Source organism: Pseudomonas sp. fls2-241-TYG-175, assembly GCF_030209155.1.
GTDB classification, from domain to species: domain Bacteria; phylum Pseudomonadota; class Gammaproteobacteria; order Pseudomonadales; family Pseudomonadaceae; genus Aquipseudomonas; species Aquipseudomonas viridiflava.
Genome location: NZ_JARVSO010000001.1, coordinates 401,883 through 420,073, shown reverse-complemented (window position 1 = coordinate 420,073; position 18,191 = coordinate 401,883). Strand labels below are relative to the sequence as shown.

The window sequence follows — 18,191 nt, the reverse complement described above, 5'->3', positions numbered from 1 at the left end:
ACTGTGGAGCAGACATGACTAATACCGATCGCACCGTTTTATCAACGATGGTGAGCGAGCTGGCGACGACCCGCGCGTTACTCAATTGCCTGATAAAGGAATTTGCACTGCCGGAACACTGCCTTCATTACACCTGGCCGCAGGGCATGCAGGGCATCGCGCCTGGGTGTTTTGTCGATGGCGGCCAGTGGAAAGGCATCCCGCTGACCATCAGCCTGCCCAATAAACAACAGTTCTTCGTGCTGGTGGATCGTCGCGACGGTCTGGGCAGCCACCGCTACCTTTCCGATGTCTATGCACGGCGTGGACAGGGCAGCTGGCAGTGCCCGGCATTTCCCGAGTTCGTTCAGCAACTGCTCAGCGCCTGTGAGCACATGACCCGCGCCAGCAACGACGAACTGCTCGATCAGGTCATGCAAAGCCAGCACCTGACGGCCGCCATCGTGGCCCACAACATGGCGGGTGAGCACCCGGAGCCGTTGAGCGGTTACCTGGCCAGCGAACAGGGTCTGTGGTTCGGTCACCCCAATCATCCCGCGCCCAAGGCACGGCTGTGGCCTAAACATCTGGCGCAGGAAACCTACGCGCCGGAGTTTCAGGCGAAGACCGCGCTTCACCTGTTCGAAGTGCCGATGGAAGGGCTGCGGATCACCTCCAACGGTCTGAGCGACACACAGGTCATGGCCGGTTTTGTCGATCAGGCAAAGGCCCGTCCCGGACACGCGCTGATCTGCATGCACCCGGTGCAGGCTGAGCTGTTCATGCAGGATCGTCGCGTACAGCGTCTGCTGGAGCTGGGTGAGGTCACAGACCTCGGCACGACCGGACCACTGGCCAGCCCGACGGCTTCGATGCGCACCTGGTACATCGAAGGCCACGACTATTTCATCAAGGGCTCACTGAATGTGCGCATCACCAACTGTGTCAGGAAAAACGCCTGGTATGAGCTGGAAAGCACGCTGATCATCGACGAACTGTTCCAGCGCCTGCAGCAGACGCAGCCAGAAACCCTCGGTGGACTGTCCACGGTGGCTGAACCGGGTTCGATGAGCTGGGCACCCAAAGGGGTCGGCGAAACCGATGCCCACTGGTTTCGCGAACAGACCGGCGCGATTCTGCGGGAAAACTTCTGCCTTCGCTCCGGTGCCGACCGCAGCGTGATGGCGGGCACCTTGTTCGCTCGCGACCTGCGCTCACGGCCGCTGGTGCATGATTTCCTGCAGCGCTTCAAAGGCTGGGAACTTGGTGATGAGGACCTGCTGACATGGTTTGATCAATACCAGGCCTTGCTGCTGCGCCCGGTCATGGCGCTGTTCTTCAACCATGGCGTGGTGATGGAGCCGCATTTGCAGAATGCCGTGCTGATTCACGATAACGGCCAGCCTCGACAGTTGCTGTTGCGCGACTTTGAGGGCGTCAAACTCACCGACGAACTCGGCATCAAGTCCATCGAGGTCGGGCTGCACCCGCGCATTCGCCAGTCGCTGACTTACTCCCGCGAGCAGGGCTGGAGCCGCATCACTTACTGCCTGCTGATCAACAACCTGTCCGAGGCCGTGCTGGCCCTGAGTTGGGAGCGGCCGCACCTGGCGCCGTTGATGTGGCAGCAGGTCGAACAACAGCTGCGCAGCATTCGCGAGGAACTGGTACGTCCTGCGCCGGAACTGGATGCATTGATTGCAGGCCACTCGATTGCCTGCAAGACCAACCTCAAGGTGCGTCTGGCGGCCAAGGCCGACCGCGAAGCCAATTACGTGCGTCTGGCATCGCCGTGGGGCGAGGAAGCGCGTTACGCCGAGCAGGAAGAGGTGCGTTATGCATAAGTTGCCTGACACGGTGCGTGCCGCCATAAACGAGGCCCGGTCGCTGGAGACGGATCCGCTGGCTGCCTTCGTTTACGATCTGGACGCCCTTGAACAGCATGTGAGCGAGGTCATGGCAGCGCTGCCTGCTGGCGTGGAACTGTATTACGCGATCAAGGCCAACAGCGAAGCGCCGGTACTGGCGACGCTGGCTCCGCTGGTCAGCGGTTTCGAGATTTCCTCGGGAGGGGAGATCGAGCGGGTGATGGCGTGTCCGATGCGCAAACCCTATGTGTTCTCAGGCCCCGGCAAGCTGGACTCGGACCTGCGCAGCGCGCTGCTGAACAAGGTTGAGGCCTTCCATGTGGAGAGCCTCAACGAAATCGAACGTCTGCAGCGACTGGCGAGCGAAGTCGGGCGCGTGCAGCCGGTGTTCATCCGCATCAATCCGCAGTTGCCGCCCACCCAGTCGAGCCGACTGGCCATGGCCGGAACCGCCACGCCATTCGGCATCGACGAAGCGGACCTGGCTGAAGCCGTGCATCGCGTGGACAGCGCCAGTCACTTGTCGCTCAAGGGCTTTCATGTGCATGCCATGTCGCACCAGCAATCGGTCGAGCGACACGAGCAATTGATCGATCTGTACCTGCAGCGCTGGCCGCAATGGAAAGCCCTGACCCGTCACCCGGAGCAGGTCACCCATTTCAACGTGGGCGGCGGTATTGGTGTCGATTACCTCAGCGGTCAGCGCTTCGACTGGCAGCGCTTTTGCCGTTATCTGGAAAAACGCCTGGGCGAGGAGGCCGATGCGCCGATCCTGCGTTTCGAGCCAGGCCGGTTCATCAGCGCCTATTGCGGTTATTACGCGATTGAAGTGCTGGACATGAAAACCAGTCACGGCGAGCACTTTCTGGTGTGCCGCGGCGGTACCCATCAGTTCCGTCTGCCGGTGGCCCAGAGCCATGATCACCCGGTCATTCATCTGCCCAACGTGCCACAGACTGCCGAATCCGAGGAAAAGGCCTGCACCGTGGTCGGTCAGCTATGCACGCCCAAGGACGTATTGAGTCGCAAACATCCGTTCAAGGGCGTCGAGATCGGTGATCTGCTGGTGCTGCCGTTGGCGGGCGCCTATGGGTTCAACATTTCCCATGTGGATTTTCTCTGCCATCCGCGTCCGGCGCAGCATTTCATACGCAACGGTGAACGGATCCGGGAGGACCTTCGGTGAAATCCGGCTTCAACGTCCCGCGCAGTTGGGTGGTGATCAACGTTTTACTGGGCACACTGACCGTGAGCCTGAGCAACAGCTCACTCAACCCGGCGCTGCCCACGTTCATGGAAGCGTTCCGGATTGGTCCGCTGATGGCCACCTGGATCGTCGCCGCGTTCATGACCAGCATGGGCATGACCATGCCGCTGACCAGCTTCCTCAGCCAGCGGGTCGGGCGCAAGCGTCTGTACCTGTGGGGTGTTGCGCTGTTCATCGGTGGGTCACTGCTGGGCGCACTGGCCAATTCCATTGCGCTGGTCATCGCGGCGCGGGTGGTGCAGGGCGTGGCCAGCGGACTGATGATTCCGTTGTCGCTGGCAATCATCTTCGCCGTGTATGAAAAGCATGAGCGGGGCAGGGTGACCGGGCTTTGGAGCGCCGCCGTGATGCTCGCTCCGGCACTGGGACCGCTGTGCGGCAGCCTGCTGCTGGAGTGGTTCAGCTGGCGCTCGCTGTTCCTGATGAATGTGCCCATTGGCCTGCTGGCGTTGTTGCTGGGCGTCGGCGTGTTGCCTGCGTCCGAACCTGCGGAACGCAAGCCTTTCGACCTGATTGGCTACCTGCTGATCGCGTCAGGGATCGGCCTGCTGATGGTGGCCATCAGTCGCATGCACCATGCCGAGGCGCTGTTGGACCCACTCAATCAGGCCATGGTGTTGGTCGCCGTGGCCTGCCTGATCGCGTTTGTCCGCGTGGAACTGCGTCGCAAGGATCCGTTGCTGAACCTGCGTCTGTTTAATCTGCGCGGCTACCGACTGAGTGTGATCGTCGCCGTGGTGCAATCGGTCGGCATGTTCGAGTGCCTGGTGCTGTTGCCGCTGCTGGTGCAGACCGTGATGGGCTACAACCCGATCTGGACCGGTCTGTCGCTGCTCTGCACGGCGGCGTTCGCCAGCCTGTTCGGACAGTGGGGCGGCAAGGCACTGGATCGGCATGGGCCACGCAAGGTGGTCGCCATCGGCCTGTTGCTGACCGGGCTGTCGACGCTGGCGCTGGGTCTGCTCAAGTCCGATGCGGCGATAGGCGTGGTGTTCGTCCTGATGATGGTTCGCGGCGCCGGACTGGGTCTGTCCTACATGCCCATCACCACAGCCGGCCTAAATGCCTTGCCTGAGCCGATGGTTACGCAGGGCGCGGCGATGAACAACATTTCACGGCGTCTGGTGGCGTCGCTGGGGATTGTCATCGCTTCCCTGTGGCTCGAATTCCGCCTGAGTTCCGCAGGGCCGACCGCCACGCCGTCTGCCATCAGCGAAGTGTTTATCGCCACCGGACTGTTGATTTTCCTGGCTTTGCCTTGCGCCTGGCGCTTCCCCGTCAATGAAGCGCCCGTGAAAGAAAAGCCTGTCAACGACGGGCGCGCCGAGGCACAGCCCGACGCCGTCGAAACCCGATAATTTTCATTTGAGGTATGAACATGGCAACCCCTCTACCGCTGAACCCTTTGCCGCGTGAACCAAAATCCGTCAAAGCCCCGGCAACCGGCGACTGGCTGGCGGATATCGACGCGGGCCGTTATACAAAAGTGCAGCGCCGCGTGATCGGTCAGTTGCTGCAGACGCTGCTTTATGAAGCCGCTCTGCCTTACACCTGTGTATCACTGGATGAGCATCGGCACTTGTTTGTGGTGCCAGCAACCGATTCGGCTCAGGCACCTGTCGAGTACCGCTGCAGCGGCCTGCTCAGCAGCAGTTTCGAACTGATCCGGCTTGAACATGCCCGTCTTGAACGTGTCGACAAGGACGGTAAACGCAGCGTACCGGACTTGCATCAGGCCCTGACCGAGCTGTTGAGCCCATTCCAGGACAGCCCGCATCTGGCGCGCTTCATCCAGGAAATCGAGCAGACCCAGCTCAAGGACCTACAAGCCCGCAATCAGAGCTACAAGCCCGCAAAGCCCGCTCATCAACTGGATGTGGATGCTCTGGAACAGCATTTCATGGACGCCCACAGCTACCACCCGTGCTACAAGTCGCGCATCGGCTTTTCACTGGCCGACAACGTCAAGTACGGACCGGAGTTCGCCACGCCGATTGAAGTGGTCTGGATTGCGGTTGCGAAAAGCAGCGCCTCTGTCGGTCATGTTCGTGCGATGGACATTCAACAGTTCGTTCGTGACGAACTCGGCACACAGCGCTGGCAAGCGTTTGCCCAGACGCTGGCCGCGCAGGGCAAGTCCATCGACGACTATCAGCTCATGCCGGTGCATCCGTGGCAGTGGGACAACGTAACCGTATCGACTTTCTTCCCGGAACTGGCGCGCGGCGAACTGATCTACCTGGGCACCTCCAGCGACCAGTACAAGGCGCAGCAGTCAATTCGTACACTGGCCAATGCCAACGATCCGAAGAAGCCGTACGTCAAACTGGCAATGAGCATGACCAACACATCCAGTACGCGCATTCTGGCGCGGCATACGGTGTTGAACGGGCCGATCATTGCCGACTGGCTGCAACACCTGATCAGCACCGACAGCACGGCTCGGGAGCTCGGTTTCGTGATTCTGGGCGAAGTGGCCGGGGTCAGCTTCGACTATCGCCATCTGGCGGAATCGCGCTCGGCGCAGACCTACGGCACGCTGGGTGCGATCTGGCGTGAAAGCCTGCATCAGTACCTCAAGGATGATGAGCAGGCCGTGCCGTTCAACGGGCTGAGCCATGTGGAAAATCGTTACGGTGATGGAGAGCAGTCGCCTTTCATCGATGCATGGGTGCGCCAGTACGGCCTGGAAAACTGGACCCGGCAATTGTTGCAGGTCACTGTGCCGCCGATCATTCACATGCTCTATGCCGAGGGCATCGGCATGGAGTCCCACGGCCAGAACATCGTACTGATCACCAAAGACGGCTGGCCGCAGCGCATTGCGCTCAAGGACTTCCATGACGGCGTGCGCTATTCGCCGGCACATCTGGGCCGCCCCGAACTGTGCCCGGAACTGGTGCCGCTGCCTGCCAGCCACGCGAAGCTCAACCGCAACTCGTTCATCGTCACTGACGATGTCAATGCTGTGCGCGACTTCTCCTGTGATTGCTTCTTCTTTATCTGCCTCGCGGAAATGGCCATTTTCCTGCGCCAACAGTACCAACTGGACGAAGCGCTGTTCTGGCAGATGACCGCCGATGTGATCCTCGGGTATCAAAAGGCTCATCCGCAACACCGTGACCGTTTCGGCCTGTTCGACGTATTTGCACCGACCTACGAAGTGGAGGAACTCACCAAACGTCGCCTTCTCGGCGACGGCGAACGCCGCTTCAGGTCTGTGCCCAACCCTCTGCATGCCTACAGGCCGCAGTGATGCTGAGGACCAATACGCTCAAGCAGAAGCTCGGCAGACACCAGCCGGTGTACGGACTGATCAGCTCGATCCCGGCGCCTGCCGCCATCGAACTGATCGCCGAAGCCGGTTTCGACTTCGTGATCATCGACATGGAACACGTGCTGATCAACCCGGAAACCGTGGAGAACATGATCCGCGTGGCCGAAAGCTACGACCTCACGCCCCTGGTGCGGGTCGCCGATCTGAACCCGAAAACCCTGCTGCGGCTGCTCGATGGCGGTGCGCAGGGCATCGTGCTGCCCATGATCGAAAGCCCCGAACAACTGGCGCAAGCGATTGCGGCCTGCAAGTACCACCCGCTGGGCCGCCGCAGCCTGAATGCCGGGCGTCCTGGCTCGTTCGGCAAGCACAGCCTGGCGCAGTACGTCGACGCCGCGAACGCGCAAATCATGTTGGTGGCGATGATCGAGAGCGCCGAAGGCGTGCGCCGCGCAGCCGACATCGCGGCGGTGCCGGGGCTGGACATGATTCTCGAAGGCGCGGCGGATCTGTCCCAGTCGCTCGGCATGCCCTGGCAGATCGATACCCCCGTCGTGCAGCAGGCACTGCTCGACACCTGGCAGGCAGCCAAAGCCGCCGACGTTACCTATTGCACCATTCCCCGCCAGCCGGGCGACGCTGCTCGCTGGCAGGCTCGCGGGGTCAACGCTTTTGTTCTGGGGGATGAGCGCGGCATTGCTTTTCGTGCGCTTCAAGCCCGCCTGACTCAACATTCTGTAGAAGGAAACTGATCCGATGAATTTCACTTCACATGCCGCAGACCTGGTGATGCAGGATCTGGTCGACTGCCTGCTGGCCGAAGACTTTTTCGGCCAGGAAAACCTGGCATTGCAGGACACCGCCCAATGGCAACTGAGCCACCCGCAGGCTCCGGCGCTGTCCGGGAAAGGCGCCGGCCAACAGGTTTGGGACTGGAACTGCGATGCCGCCGAGCAACGCTTCATCAGCATTGCGTTGCGCCCCGGTATCACCCAGCAATGGGAGAAGGTACCCGGCACGCCGGTGCTGGGCCGTCAGGGCGAGCGTTGGACGCAGTTGTCGCCCGAAGACTTCATGAAGTGGGTGTTCGCCGGCATGGCGACGCGCTTTGCCGACAACGAAAAAGGCCTGTCGCTTTTCCTCGATGTGCTGCGCATCAGTGTCTGGCAGACCGCACTGTCGCTGGATCACAACGTGGACGACCAGAACCTGATGGTCCAGGACGGTCACACCTTCTTCCGTACCATGGAGCAATGGGCCTCGTTGCGTGACCGTCCTTACCATCCGCTGGCCAAAGCCAAGCAGGGCCTGGATGAGCAGCAGTACCGCGCCTATCAGGCCGAGTTTGCCAAACCGGTGGTGCTGAACTGGGTGGCGGTGGACAAGACCCTGCTGCAATGTGGCGAGGGCGTCGCGGACCTGAAGGCGTCTTTCCCGGCCCGTTACCTGCTGCCCACTGACCTGCAGGCCCGGCTCGATCAGGAAATGCAGGTCCGCGGCATTGCCCACAGTCACGTCGCGCTGCCGGTTCATCCCTGGCAGTTCGATCACGTGCTGGAGGCGCAAGTGGGTGACGCGCTGGCCAAGGGCGACTGCCTGCGACTGGACTTTCAGGAAGCGTCGGTATTTGCAACCTCGTCGTTGCGTTCGATGACGCCGTGCTTCGACAGCGCCGATTACTTGAAGCTGCCGATGGCGATCTACTCGCTCGGGGCATCGCGTTATCTGCCAGCCGTGAAAATGATCAATGGCAATCTGAGCGAAGCCTTGTTGCGTCAGGTGGTCGAGAAGGACGAGACACTGGGTCGCTCGCTGCACCTGTGTGACGAGCGCACGTGGTGGGCCTTCATGCCGACTGGCGCCAGCCTGTTCGACGAAGGCCCACGTCATCTTTCGGCGATGCTGCGCCGTTATCCGGCAGCACTGCTGGACGATCCCGAATGCCGTCTGCTGCCGATGGCCGCGCTGGGCACGCCGTTGCCGGGCAGCAACCGGCACTTCTTCGATGAGTGGATGGCGTATCGCGAGCTGCCACGCAATCAGGCCTCGGTGCTGACGCTGTTCAGGGAGTTGAGCCACAGCTTCTTCGACATTAATCTGCGCATGCTGCGGCTGGGCATGCTCGGCGAAGTGCACGGTCAGAATGCGGTGCTGGTCTGGAAAGCGGGGCAGGCGCAGGGCCTGTTGCTGCGTGATCATGACTCGCTGCGCATCTTCGTGCCGTGGCTTGAGCGCAACGGCATGCAGGATCCGGTGTATCGCATGAAGAAAGGTCATGCCAATACCCTGTACCATGAGCGCCCCGAAGATCTGCTGTTCTGGCTGCAGACCCTGGGTATTCAGGTCAATGTCCGGGCAATCATGGACACCCTGGCGCAGGTCTACGACATTCCGGTCACCGCGCTGTGGACCGTATTGCGCGATGTGCTGGACAACCTGATCACCACCATTGAATTCGACGAGGAGGCCCGCAACATGCTCCGGCACCAACTGTTCGAAGTACCGAACTGGCCACAGAAACTGCTGCTCACGCCGATGATCGCGCGTGCTGGCGGGCCGGGCAGCATGCCGTTCGGCAAGGGGCAGGTGGTCAACCCGTTCCACAGGTTGCGACGTGAGGTCTGACGAGCCTGATCGGCCATCGCGGCGCAAGGTATTGCGCCTGTCGCTGGGACTGTTGGTGTTACCCGGATTGACGCTGCCCGGGATTGCCCGGGCAGCGCCGTTGCGGGTGGTCACGCTGTTTCAGGGCGCCTCCGACACAGCGGTGGCGCTGGGCGTCACGCCCTGTGGCGTGGTGGATTCCTGGAGTGAAAAGCCCATGTACCGCTACCTGCGCCCGGCGCTGGCGGCGGTGCCCCATGTGGGCCTGGAAACCCAGCCGAGCCTGGAAGACATTGTGCTGCTCAAGCCGGACCTGATCGTGGCCTCGCGCTTTCGTCATCAACGTATTGCGCCGTTGCTCGAACAGATTGCACCTCTGGTGATGCTGGAAGAGGTGTTCGAATTCAAGCGCACCCTGGCGATGATGGGCGCGGCCCTGAATCGCCAGCAGCAGGCCATGGCGCTGCTCGGGCAATGGCAGCAACGTGTGACGACGCTGCGTGAACAACTGAAGGCGAGGTTTGCCGGACGCTGGCCCATCACCGTATCGGTGCTCGATGTCCGCGAGGACCATATCCGCAGTTACCTGCCTGCCAGTTTTGCCGGCTCCGTGCTCAGCGAACTTGGCTTCGACTGGACACCCGCCGCCCGCGAAGCACAGGGCGTTTCCCTCAAACTCAGCAGTAAAGAGAGTCTGCCTGTGGTCGATGCCGACCTGTTCTTTATCTTTCAGCGTGGCGACAGCAAGGCCGCGCAGAACACATACGAAAAGCTGGTGCAGCATCCGTTCTGGAAACAGTTGCGAGCACCGCAGGACGGCCAGGTCTGGCGCGTCGATGCGGTGGCCTGGAGCCTGTCCGGCGGAATTCTGGGCGCCAACCTGATGCTCGACGAAATATCAAAGGTCGCGCTCGGGACCCGCTCTTCATGAAGCAAGGAACGAGACTGGGCATCGGCGCGCTGGTGCTCATGGTGTGCATGGGGTTGAGCCTTGCGTCAGGGGCCAGCTGGATTTCGCCCACGGCGATCGTCAACAGCCTCTGGCAGCCTGATGCCCTGAGTGCGACCCAGCATGTCCTGCTCGACAGCCGCTTTACCCGTACGCTGATGGCGATTGCCGTGGGCGCGAGTCTGGCCGTGGCCGGCGCCCTGATGCAGGCCCTGACACGCAACCCGCTGGCGTCTCCGGGTCTGTTCGGCATCAATGCCGGGGCGACGTTTTCGATCATTGCCTGTTCGTCGTTGCTGACCCTGACGTCGATGAGCCAGTGGCTGTGGTGCGCTTTCATCGGCGCGGCGGTGGCGGGGTGTCTGGTCTGGGTGATCGGCAATCGGGGGCAGGGCAGCCTCAATCCGCTGCGTATCGTGCTGGCGGGAGCGGCTATCACGGCGCTGTTCACCGCGTTCAGTCAGGCGTTGCTGGTGGTCAATCAGGACGGTCTGGACACGGTGCTGTTCTGGCTTGCGGGTTCGCTGTCGGAGCGCGACCTGAGCACCGCGGCGCCCATGCTCGTCTGTGTGGTGCTGGCCCTGATCGCCGCGCTGCTGCTGGCAGGGCAGGTCAATGTGCTCAATACCGGCGAAGCCATTGCCACCGCTCTGGGCCAGCGTACCGGGCTGATCCGCCTGCTGATGAGCATCGTGATCATCGCTCTCGCGGGCAGTGCAGTGGCGTTGGCAGGCAGTATCGGCTTCATCGGCTTACTCGTCCCGCACATGGTGCGCAAGACACTGTCCATCGACCATCGCTGGCTGCTGCCGGGCTGTGCGCTGCTCGGTGCGACGCTTTTGCTGCTCGCCGATACGTTGGCGCGGGTAGTGATCGTGCCGCAGGAAGTGCCGGTCGGTGTAATGACGGCGCTGTTCGGTGCGCCATTTTTCATTGCGCTGGCACGTCGGGGAGCGCGTTATGGATAGGCACCTGACGCTCCGTTATCGAGGATTTTCCAGACGTTTCAGTCTGGCTGGCCTGACACGATTGCTGGCGGCGCTGGCCTTCACCTTACTGGTCATGCTGGGCTCCCTGGCGCTGGGCAAGGTCAACCTGTCGCCTGCAACGTTGTTTGACGTGCTGTTCGGGCAGGCAGACCAGCGTCTGGTGTTCATCGTCGAGCAATTGCGCATGCCAAGGCTGGCGCTGGCCGCGCTTGTGGGCGCAGCGCTTGCCGTGTCCGGCCTGATCCTGCAGAGCATCATCCGCAATCCGCTGGCGTCGCCTGACCTGCTGGGCATCACCAGCGGTGCCAGCGCGGCAGCGGTGATATACCTGTCATTCTTCTCGGCAGCGCTGGGTGCGCAGTTTCTGCCCCTTGCCGCCATCAGCGGTGCCGGTCTGGCGGCGCTGGCCATCTATCTGCTGGCCTGGAACCAGGGGGCTTCGCCGCTGCGACTGGTGCTGATCGGCGTTGGGGTATCGGCTTTACTGGCTGCCGTCACCACCTTCATTCTGGTGTTCAGCCCGTTGACCACAACCTTGTCGGCCTACGTCTGGCTGACCGGCAGCGTGTATGGTGCCAGCTGGCCCGAGCCACGTGCGCTCGCAAGCTGGCTGGTGGTGGTTCTGCCATTGCTGGTTCTGCTCGCCCGACAGGTGCGGGTGCAACAGCTGGATGATGATCTGGCTCAGGGCATCGGTGTGCGTGTGCAGTGGCTGCGCGCCGGGCTGTTGCTGGTCAGCGTGGCGCTGGCCGGTCTGGCCGTGGCCTGGGGCGGGGCGATTGCCTTTGTCGGCCTGATTGCGCCGCATATCGCCAAGCGTCTGGTGCCGCCGGGGTTCGCCGGACAGGCGCTGATGTCTGCGCTGATGGGCGCCAATCTGGTGATGCTGGCCGATCTGGCCGGACGTACGCTGTTCCTGCCGCTGGACCTGCCCGCAGGAATTTTTGTCGCGGTGCTGGGCACGCCGTTCTTTCTGTATCTATTGATCAACCAGCGGCATTAAGGAATTTCGGATGGCGTCCATTGCAACCCGTGACCTGACCCTGAGCTATCAGGGCCAGGTCATCATCGACAACCTTGACCTGCAGCTTCCTGCGGGCAAGGTGACGGTGCTGATCGGCAGCAACGGTTGCGGCAAAAGCACGTTGCTCAAATCTCTGGCCCGTCTGCTTAAACCTCAGGCAGGCAGTGTGGTGCTCAATGGGGCTGACATTCATCACAAGTCCACGGCCACCGTGGCACGTGAACTGGCGATCCTGCCGCAGATGCCCTGCGCGCCTGAAGGCATCAGCGTCCGTCAACTGGTCGCGCTGGGCCGTTATCCGTATCAGAACTGGATGCAGCAATGGTCCGCGCAGGATGAAGCCATGGTCGAAAAGGCCCTGATGCAGACCGGCATGCACGCATTGGCCGAGCGCCCGGTGGATGCCTTGTCGGGCGGTCAGCGTCAGCGGGCGTGGATCGCCATGACCCTGGCACAGGACACCGACCTGGTGCTGCTGGACGAGCCGACCACCTTTCTCGACCTGGCCCATCAGATCGAAGTGCTCGACCTGCTGCGCGACCTCAACCGGCAGGAAGGCAAGACCATCGTCATGGTTCTGCACGATCTGAATCTGGCCTGCCGCTACGCCGATTACATGATTGCCGTGCACCAACGCACGGCATTCGCGCAGGGACGTCCTGCCGATATCCTCAGCGAAACACTGGTCAAGCAGGTGTTCGACCTGAACTGCCGGATCATTCCCGACCCGTTTTTCGGCACGCCGCTGTGCATTCCCTTCGGCCGGGAACTGCCGCAATGACGGCTGGGCAAGCCTTCAGCGACGCCGAATGGGCTTTGCTCTGCGGGCCGCTCCAGCTCAGAACGGCAGAGGCTCGCGACTCAAGATCCTTGCCCGCACAGGACCTGCTGGATGAGGCCGTGTGCAGCGATCTGCTGGATGCACTGGGTCCCGTCATTGGCTCTCCGACGCGGGCGATCACGGCATCCCTGCTGGCCAAGCGGTTCTCCTTTCTTGGCACCGGTGCCTGCCTTTACTCGATGTCAGTATTCGACAAGGGCCTGACCTTGTCGCTGGACAATAGCGTGATCGAGTACGCCCACGATGACGGCCTGTGGACGTCGTCCATGCCGCTGCTGAATGTTGCTCCCTTTGGCTATGCAACCGGAGACCGGGACATCTGGCGTGAATCGATCGTCCGGACCCTGTTCGCCGGATTGTTGAAACCGCTCTGGGAAACCTTCAACCGGGTGAGCGGTATTTCCCGACGCATCCTGTGGGAAAACACTGCCGTGCGGGTGTACTCGCTCTACGAGAAGCGCATGGCCAAGGTCGACGATCCCGTCATTCGTGCGCGTTACGAAGCCGATTTCGACTGGCTGTTGAACCACGCCGATCCTTCATTGTTCGGTCTGGATTACAACCCGCTGAAGCATTTCAGGCGACCACCGACGACATTGCCTTCCGGGCAAAGCATCCGTTTTCGACGCACCTGCTGTTTTTATTACGACGCAAGCAATCCCGTCGAGTACTGCTCGACCTGTCCGTTATTGAGGCCAAAGAAATGCCGATGAATGAGCGAATCGCACCGCGACAGCAGCACATCAGCCAGGACGTGCTTGATCAGTACCGGGACATTTCAGCATCCACCATCGGCCACCTGACCGAGGCGGGCTATCTGCCCGGCATCCGCCCCGTGTTCGAAGGCGCGCGCATGGTCGGCAATGTGGTCACTGTCAAAGTGGATCTGCCCGACGGCAGCATCCTGCGCGACGCCTTGATCAACAGCGAGCCGGGCGACGTACTGGTCGTCGAATGCACGGGTGATGCCCATTGCGCCTGCTGGGGAGAGTTGCGGACACTGGCGGGGCTGATCAAAGGACTGGCAGGTGTGGTGGTGTCGGGCTCCGTCACGGATGTTGCGGCGCTACGTGCGCATGGACTGCCGGTATTCAGTCGCGGGATCAGCGCGGTTACCACGCGAAGCCTTGGGCAGAGCGGGGCGCTCAATCATCCGGTCAGGATCGGCGAGGTCACGGTACAGCCGGGCGATCTGGCCATTGGCGACGACGACGGCGTATTCATTCTGAGCGCGCAACAGGCAGGCGAACTGTTGCCCGAGTTGCTGGCGAAAGAGCAGGCAGACCGGACACGCCGTGACGAATTGCTGGGACGGTTGGTCGAGAAGCGGATGAATGTCTCGAAACGCTTCGTGGTGTAGCGCCAGTCAGCCAAACCGCTAAAGTTGCGCGCAATGCAATCCTGCTTCATTGCGCGCAATAGCGGCAGAAGGACTCAGTTGGGATCATCCATGGAGACCTGAGCGATACCTTCTGCGCCCAGACTGTCCATGATGCCGTTGACCAGTTGCGTGATGGTCCAGGGCTTGGCAATGAACAGCACGTCGTCCTTCAACTGATCGCTGCCCGGCGTACCGTGGCCGGACATGACCACGACCGGAATATGCGACCACTGCGAACCCACCACGTTGGCCAGAGCGATACCGTCCATACTGCCTGGCATACGGACATCGGTCAGCAGCAGGGCGACCTTGTTGATGTTCTGCTGGAGGTATTTCATTGCTTCGTCGGCGTTTTCCACCGCCTTGGTGCGCAGTCCGACGTCCGTCTCGAGGATTTCACAGACGAAGTCACGGATCGTCTGTTCGTCTTCAACGACCAGCACCAGACCTTCACCCTGCGCAGGCTTCCCATACTGCTCTGATTGAGCCATTTCTCGTTCCCTCAGCCTTGCATATCACATTCAAAAACACTGCAACGGCGGATCGAACCGTTGCTCATGCTGATATGAGCAAAACAGGGGCGGAAAAATTCATATTTTTCTGAAAATCAGCTCATCTCATTGCTTGGCAGGGCCAGTGGGCAGCGGCTGAGCCTGGGTGCCGGCCACACTGATCTTGCCTGCACCTGCGGTCTGGGGCACCTGTTTGAACGCTACGTCTGCGGGCAACGGCGTAATCAGATAGTCGAGGTGTTGGCTGAAGGCCTGAAGCGCATTGAGGTCTTCAGGGCGGTAGTCGTTGCCGCTGAACTCCTGTTGATTAGGTACGCAAGGTCTGCCGATCGCGGCCTGACACGCGGCGTTTTCGGCTTCGGTGCCTGGCGCGAACAGCGCGAATGCCGTACCGGGCTGTTTGGCATCGAGGTAGAAGGGATGCGTGACATGATCGAAATAATTGCCTTCCACCAGCAGATGCGAGTAAGAGGTTCGCGGCATGATCGCGCCCTGATAACTCAGGTTGGAGTAGACGTTATTGACCAGTTGCACGGTAACGTCGGCATTGGCCATGCCGCCCGCGTGCGGTCCCCGACCGGACGTGTCGTGGATGAGGTTCCTGGCCACGGTCACGGTGTCCGGGTCGCCCAGGAATAGCCACACCCAATAGTGATGGCCGTCGCAAGACGCGGAGTAGGGCGTGCGACCGTCGAACTCGTTGTCTGAAATGGTGATATGAGACGCAGACATCCAGCCGGTGGCGATCATCTGTCTGCCGATGCGCGCGAACGTATTGTTGCTGATCCACACGCCGTCGGTATTTTCGATGATGAGCGCATCGCCAGCCCATACAGTCTGAGGGTTGACATCGGACAGCGTCAGATTGCGAACGATAACGTTGTGGACACCTCCGCCGATGTGCACCGCGATGCCTTGGATGGCAGCCTGACTGCCGACTCCAATCAGCGTTTTGTTCGATCCGACATTGAGGCGTGTCATACCGGCGTTGTCATAGGTCACGCTGGCCGCTTTCCTGTCTTGACAGAAACCATTGAAACCGTTGATTGCCAACTGTCCACCCCCGGCAGGACACGGGTTCACCTCGCACCCCATCTCGGTGGTTGTGGGGCTGCCGTTGATCATCACGCTGCCACGAAAGTCGAAGGCATGATCGATCTCGATGACACGAGGCGTGTCGTCGGAACAATGGCCATGGTTATCGTATGAGCCGCACAGCGCTTTTCGAAGCTCAACGAGCGTGGTCGGGCGTACAGGTGCTGCGTCACCACCGCCTGTGACGTTTTTGGCAAATCCGTCCGGAAGGTCTGCCGCGTGGGACAGCTCAGGCATCAGTAGCCCGCTGACTGTCATCAGTCCAAAAACCAGCAAGCCAAACAGGCCGTGTGCGGGGATAACCCGCGATGTTTTCCAAGAGGCAGGCGATCTCATTCGGTGCGATTCCACGGTTTTGGACAGGCGAACGTCACTCATCGGCTGCATGAATCGCAGCGATGAGCATTTATGGGGATTGGCCTGTTGGTCAGACAGGCGCCCGAGGTTCCACCAAAAGACGGGAAAAGATCAAATGACTAATTATTTAACCGCACGTCCTGACGCTCGTGCGGTAAGGGGCAAAAAAGCCGGTGTTCTTCCTGAGGGCGAGAACCGCTTCAGCTGATGAGTGAACGGGCCGTCGCAAGATCGGTGATCAATACATCCAGATAGCCGCCGTGCAGGGCGCCGCGAATCGCGTTGACCTTGCGCTCGCCACCGGCAAGACCGATGACGCGCTCTATGTTCAGGAGCTGTTCCAGGTCCACCGAAACCACCACTTCCTCGCTGTCCTGCAGCACCGGCTTGCCGTCCGCATCGTAATAGCGCAGACAGATATCACCCACCGCGCCGCGTTCGGCCAGCAGCTTGAGCATGGGCTCGCCGTGATAGTTTCCGCTATTGCGCAGCAGCTTGGACGGTTCAAGCTCGCCAATGCCGACAATTGCAACGGTCAGATTGGAGAAGCGTTCGACGACTTCCCTGACCTCATCCAATTGCAGAATACGGTGACGGCTGTCGACCGACTGCTCGATGCTCTGCGATGGAAGCAAATAGGAAGGGCAGCCCAGCAGCGTCGCCAGTTGCTGAGTCAGCAATGTGGCCTCGAAGGCGCCCTTGTTACCGACACCGCCCAGCAGCTGAACCACTTCAGTGGCCGCACTCTGTTTGGAACTGTGCATATAGCCGACCATCGCGCGAATGGTCGAGCTCCATGAACTGATGCCGATCCGGTCTTTCTCGGTAAGGGTGGTTTCGATGTAATGCGCCGCCGCCGAGCCGATGGCCTGCTTGAGGGCGTCTTCATCTTCGCTGGTGGGCTCGACGACGATCACCTGCCTGACGCCGTAGCGCTGTTGCAGCTCACGTTCCAGATCGAGATGGAAATTCAGCGGACGCTGCACCGAAATCTTGACGATTCCCTCTTTCAGCGCGCGATTGAGCGCCCGACTCACGAACGATTGAGACAGATCCAGTTGCTGTGAAATCTGGGACTGCTTCAGTCCGTCTTCGTAATAAAGCGAAGCAATCTTAGTCAGGAGCCGCTGCTCCTCAAGCATTCTCATCCGGGATCCAACTTAGCCAGTTTGCAGGCACTATGGTGCAATTCGCCTCAAAGCAAAAGCAACCCTTTGCTTGATCAGGACATGATCAGACCGCCGTCGACGTTGATTGACTGGCCGGTAATGTAGGCGGCATCCGCAGAGGCCAGAAAGGTGACCAGTCCGGCAACGTCACGGGCAGTCCCGGCACGTTTCATCGGGATACCGGCGACCCATTCGGCCATCAGTTCGCCAGTGCCGTAGGTTTTATCGGGGGTGGACAGAATCTGCCCCCAGACCCGGTCGTTGTATTCCCACATCTCACTCTCGATGATGCCGGGGCAAAAGGCGTTCACCGTGATGCCGTGAGGCGCCAGCTCATGGGCCAGACTGTGGGTGATGCCGATCACGCCCATTTTGCTGGCGGCGTAGTGGGGCGTGTAGATGAAACCCTGACGACCCTGTCCGGAGCTGGTGTTGATCAGCCGACCACCACGCCCGCTGTTGATCATGTGTTTGGCGGCTTCGCGGCAACACAGCCAGACGCCGGTGGTGTTGACCTGCAGCACTCGGTCGAAATCGGCACGGGGCATGCGGTCGAAATGGTCGATGGTGATGATCCCGGCGTTCTGCACCGAGACGTCGACCCGGCCGAAGCGAGCCTGTGCCTGGGCGTACAGGTCGATCACCTCCTGTTCATTGGTGACATCGGCCACCACCGGCAGTACCTGAGCGCCGGTCAGTTCGACGATTCGTCGGGCCGTTTCATTGATCCGGTCGGCGTTGGACACCATGACCAGGTTGGCGCCTTCTCGGGCGAAGCGTTCTGCAATGCCTTCACCGATGCCCCGGCATGCGCCGGTAATGACCACGGTGGCTGCGTGGAAGCGTTTACTGTTCAAGGTTGTGCTCCTTTGCGGGTGG

General features: G+C 60.9%; 16 protein-coding genes. 12 read left to right on the top strand and 4 right to left on the bottom strand.

The window, feature by feature from the left end; translation table 11 throughout:
* Positions 1-14 precede the first annotated feature (14 nt).
* From QRN20_RS01930 to QRN20_RS01875, 12 genes are read left to right on the top strand one after another with little or no spacing between them, the layout of a single operon-like run.
* Entirely contained in the window at positions 15-1,823 is a 1,809-nt protein-coding gene (locus tag QRN20_RS01930) for an IucA/IucC family protein (RefSeq protein ID WP_088235226.1), read from the top strand.
* Complete coding sequence (locus QRN20_RS01925; RefSeq protein WP_058432861.1) at positions 1,816-3,033, top strand: type III PLP-dependent enzyme; 1,218 nt, start codon at positions 1,816-1,818, stop codon at positions 3,031-3,033. Before QRN20_RS01930 ends, QRN20_RS01925 begins: the two co-directional genes overlap by 8 nt.
* Positions 3,030-4,472, top strand: coding sequence for a DHA2 family efflux MFS transporter permease subunit (locus QRN20_RS01920; RefSeq protein ID WP_122605382.1), 1,443 nt, complete (start codon positions 3,030-3,032; stop codon positions 4,470-4,472). The genes QRN20_RS01925 and QRN20_RS01920 overlap by 4 nt, the downstream gene beginning before the upstream one ends.
* Positions 4,473-4,492: 20 nt before the next feature.
* Positions 4,493-6,370: an IucA/IucC family protein gene (locus tag QRN20_RS01915; protein WP_122605383.1), complete on the top strand. Its 1,878-nt coding sequence runs from the start codon at positions 4,493-4,495 to the stop codon at positions 6,368-6,370.
* On the top strand, positions 6,370-7,143 hold the full coding sequence (locus QRN20_RS01910) for an HpcH/HpaI aldolase family protein (RefSeq protein WP_163003811.1): 774 nt from the start codon (positions 6,370-6,372) through the stop codon (positions 7,141-7,143). The genes QRN20_RS01915 and QRN20_RS01910 overlap by 1 nt, the downstream gene beginning before the upstream one ends.
* Before the next feature lie 4 nt (positions 7,144-7,147).
* A complete protein-coding gene (locus QRN20_RS01905; protein ID WP_122570182.1) occupies positions 7,148-9,016 on the top strand; it encodes an IucA/IucC family protein in 1,869 nt (622 codons plus the stop codon).
* Positions 9,006-9,926, top strand: coding sequence for an ABC transporter substrate-binding protein (locus QRN20_RS01900; RefSeq protein WP_088235230.1), 921 nt, complete (start codon positions 9,006-9,008; stop codon positions 9,924-9,926). Before QRN20_RS01905 ends, QRN20_RS01900 begins: the two co-directional genes overlap by 11 nt.
* Positions 9,923-10,912: a FecCD family ABC transporter permease gene (locus QRN20_RS01895; protein WP_096766935.1), complete on the top strand. Its 990-nt coding sequence runs from the start codon at positions 9,923-9,925 to the stop codon at positions 10,910-10,912. The genes QRN20_RS01900 and QRN20_RS01895 overlap by 4 nt, the downstream gene beginning before the upstream one ends.
* Positions 10,905-11,936 carry a FecCD family ABC transporter permease gene (locus QRN20_RS01890; protein ID WP_096766934.1) on the top strand — a complete coding sequence of 344 codons (1,032 nt, stop codon included), beginning with the start codon at positions 10,905-10,907 and terminating at the stop codon, positions 11,934-11,936. Before QRN20_RS01895 ends, QRN20_RS01890 begins: the two co-directional genes overlap by 8 nt.
* 10 nt (positions 11,937-11,946) lie before the next feature.
* A complete protein-coding gene (locus QRN20_RS01885) occupies positions 11,947-12,738 on the top strand; it encodes an ABC transporter ATP-binding protein (protein WP_096766933.1) in 792 nt (263 codons plus the stop codon).
* Positions 12,735-13,511 carry an IucA/IucC family C-terminal-domain containing protein gene (locus QRN20_RS01880; RefSeq protein WP_029242670.1) on the top strand — a complete coding sequence of 259 codons (777 nt, stop codon included), beginning with the start codon at positions 12,735-12,737 and terminating at the stop codon, positions 13,509-13,511. Before QRN20_RS01885 ends, QRN20_RS01880 begins: the two co-directional genes overlap by 4 nt.
* Positions 13,502-14,158 (top strand): RraA family protein, encoded by a 657-nt coding sequence (locus tag QRN20_RS01875; protein WP_029242669.1) that lies wholly within the window; start codon positions 13,502-13,504, stop codon positions 14,156-14,158. The genes QRN20_RS01880 and QRN20_RS01875 overlap by 10 nt, the downstream gene beginning before the upstream one ends.
* Before the next feature lie 74 nt (positions 14,159-14,232).
* On the opposite strand, the gene QRN20_RS01870 is transcribed toward QRN20_RS01875, so the two are convergent.
* The 4 genes from QRN20_RS01870 to QRN20_RS01855 all read right to left on the bottom strand — a co-directional run bounded on the left by QRN20_RS01870 (position 14,233) and on the right by QRN20_RS01855 (position 18,169).
* Entirely contained in the window at positions 14,233-14,670 is a 438-nt protein-coding gene (locus tag QRN20_RS01870) for a response regulator (RefSeq protein ID WP_004882237.1), read from the bottom strand.
* 126 nt (positions 14,671-14,796) lie between these two features.
* Entirely contained in the window at positions 14,797-16,023 is a 1,227-nt protein-coding gene (locus QRN20_RS01865; RefSeq protein ID WP_231991846.1) for a pectate lyase family protein, read from the bottom strand.
* A gap of 320 nt (positions 16,024-16,343) precedes the next feature.
* Positions 16,344-17,291 carry a sugar-binding transcriptional regulator gene (locus QRN20_RS01860; RefSeq protein ID WP_025996231.1) on the bottom strand — a complete coding sequence of 316 codons (948 nt, stop codon included), beginning with the start codon at positions 17,289-17,291 and terminating at the stop codon, positions 16,344-16,346.
* 74 nt (positions 17,292-17,365) lie between these two features.
* A complete protein-coding gene (locus QRN20_RS01855) occupies positions 17,366-18,169 on the bottom strand; it encodes an SDR family oxidoreductase (protein ID WP_029242667.1) in 804 nt (267 codons plus the stop codon).
* Between the last annotated feature and the right edge of the window lie 22 nt (positions 18,170-18,191).

What these genes read in the sequence shown, in the direction of transcription:
- QRN20_RS01865 (WP_231991846.1), bottom strand. Translation starts at nt 16,023, where the DNA reads ATGCCTGAGCTGTCCCACGCGGCAGACCTTCCGGACGGATTTGCCAAA.
- QRN20_RS01915 (WP_122605383.1), top strand. Translation starts at nt 4,493, where the DNA reads ATGGCAACCCCTCTACCGCTGAACCCTTTGCCGCGTGAACCAAAATCC.
- QRN20_RS01880 (WP_029242670.1), top strand. Translation starts at nt 12,735, where the DNA reads ATGACGGCTGGGCAAGCCTTCAGCGACGCCGAATGGGCTTTGCTCTGC.
- QRN20_RS01860 (WP_025996231.1), bottom strand. Translation starts at nt 17,291, where the DNA reads ATGAGAATGCTTGAGGAGCAGCGGCTCCTGACTAAGATTGCTTCGCTT.
- QRN20_RS01925 (WP_058432861.1), top strand. Translation starts at nt 1,816, where the DNA reads ATGCATAAGTTGCCTGACACGGTGCGTGCCGCCATAAACGAGGCCCGG.
- QRN20_RS01890 (WP_096766934.1), top strand. Translation starts at nt 10,905, where the DNA reads ATGGATAGGCACCTGACGCTCCGTTATCGAGGATTTTCCAGACGTTTC.
- QRN20_RS01930 (WP_088235226.1), top strand. Translation starts at nt 15, where the DNA reads ATGACTAATACCGATCGCACCGTTTTATCAACGATGGTGAGCGAGCTG.
- QRN20_RS01905 (WP_122570182.1), top strand. Translation starts at nt 7,148, where the DNA reads ATGAATTTCACTTCACATGCCGCAGACCTGGTGATGCAGGATCTGGTC.
- QRN20_RS01895 (WP_096766935.1), top strand. Translation starts at nt 9,923, where the DNA reads ATGAAGCAAGGAACGAGACTGGGCATCGGCGCGCTGGTGCTCATGGTG.
- QRN20_RS01875 (WP_029242669.1), top strand. Translation starts at nt 13,502, where the DNA reads ATGCCGATGAATGAGCGAATCGCACCGCGACAGCAGCACATCAGCCAG.
- QRN20_RS01870 (WP_004882237.1), bottom strand. Translation starts at nt 14,670, where the DNA reads ATGGCTCAATCAGAGCAGTATGGGAAGCCTGCGCAGGGTGAAGGTCTG.
- QRN20_RS01910 (WP_163003811.1), top strand. Translation starts at nt 6,370, where the DNA reads ATGCTGAGGACCAATACGCTCAAGCAGAAGCTCGGCAGACACCAGCCG.
- QRN20_RS01885 (WP_096766933.1), top strand. Translation starts at nt 11,947, where the DNA reads ATGGCGTCCATTGCAACCCGTGACCTGACCCTGAGCTATCAGGGCCAG.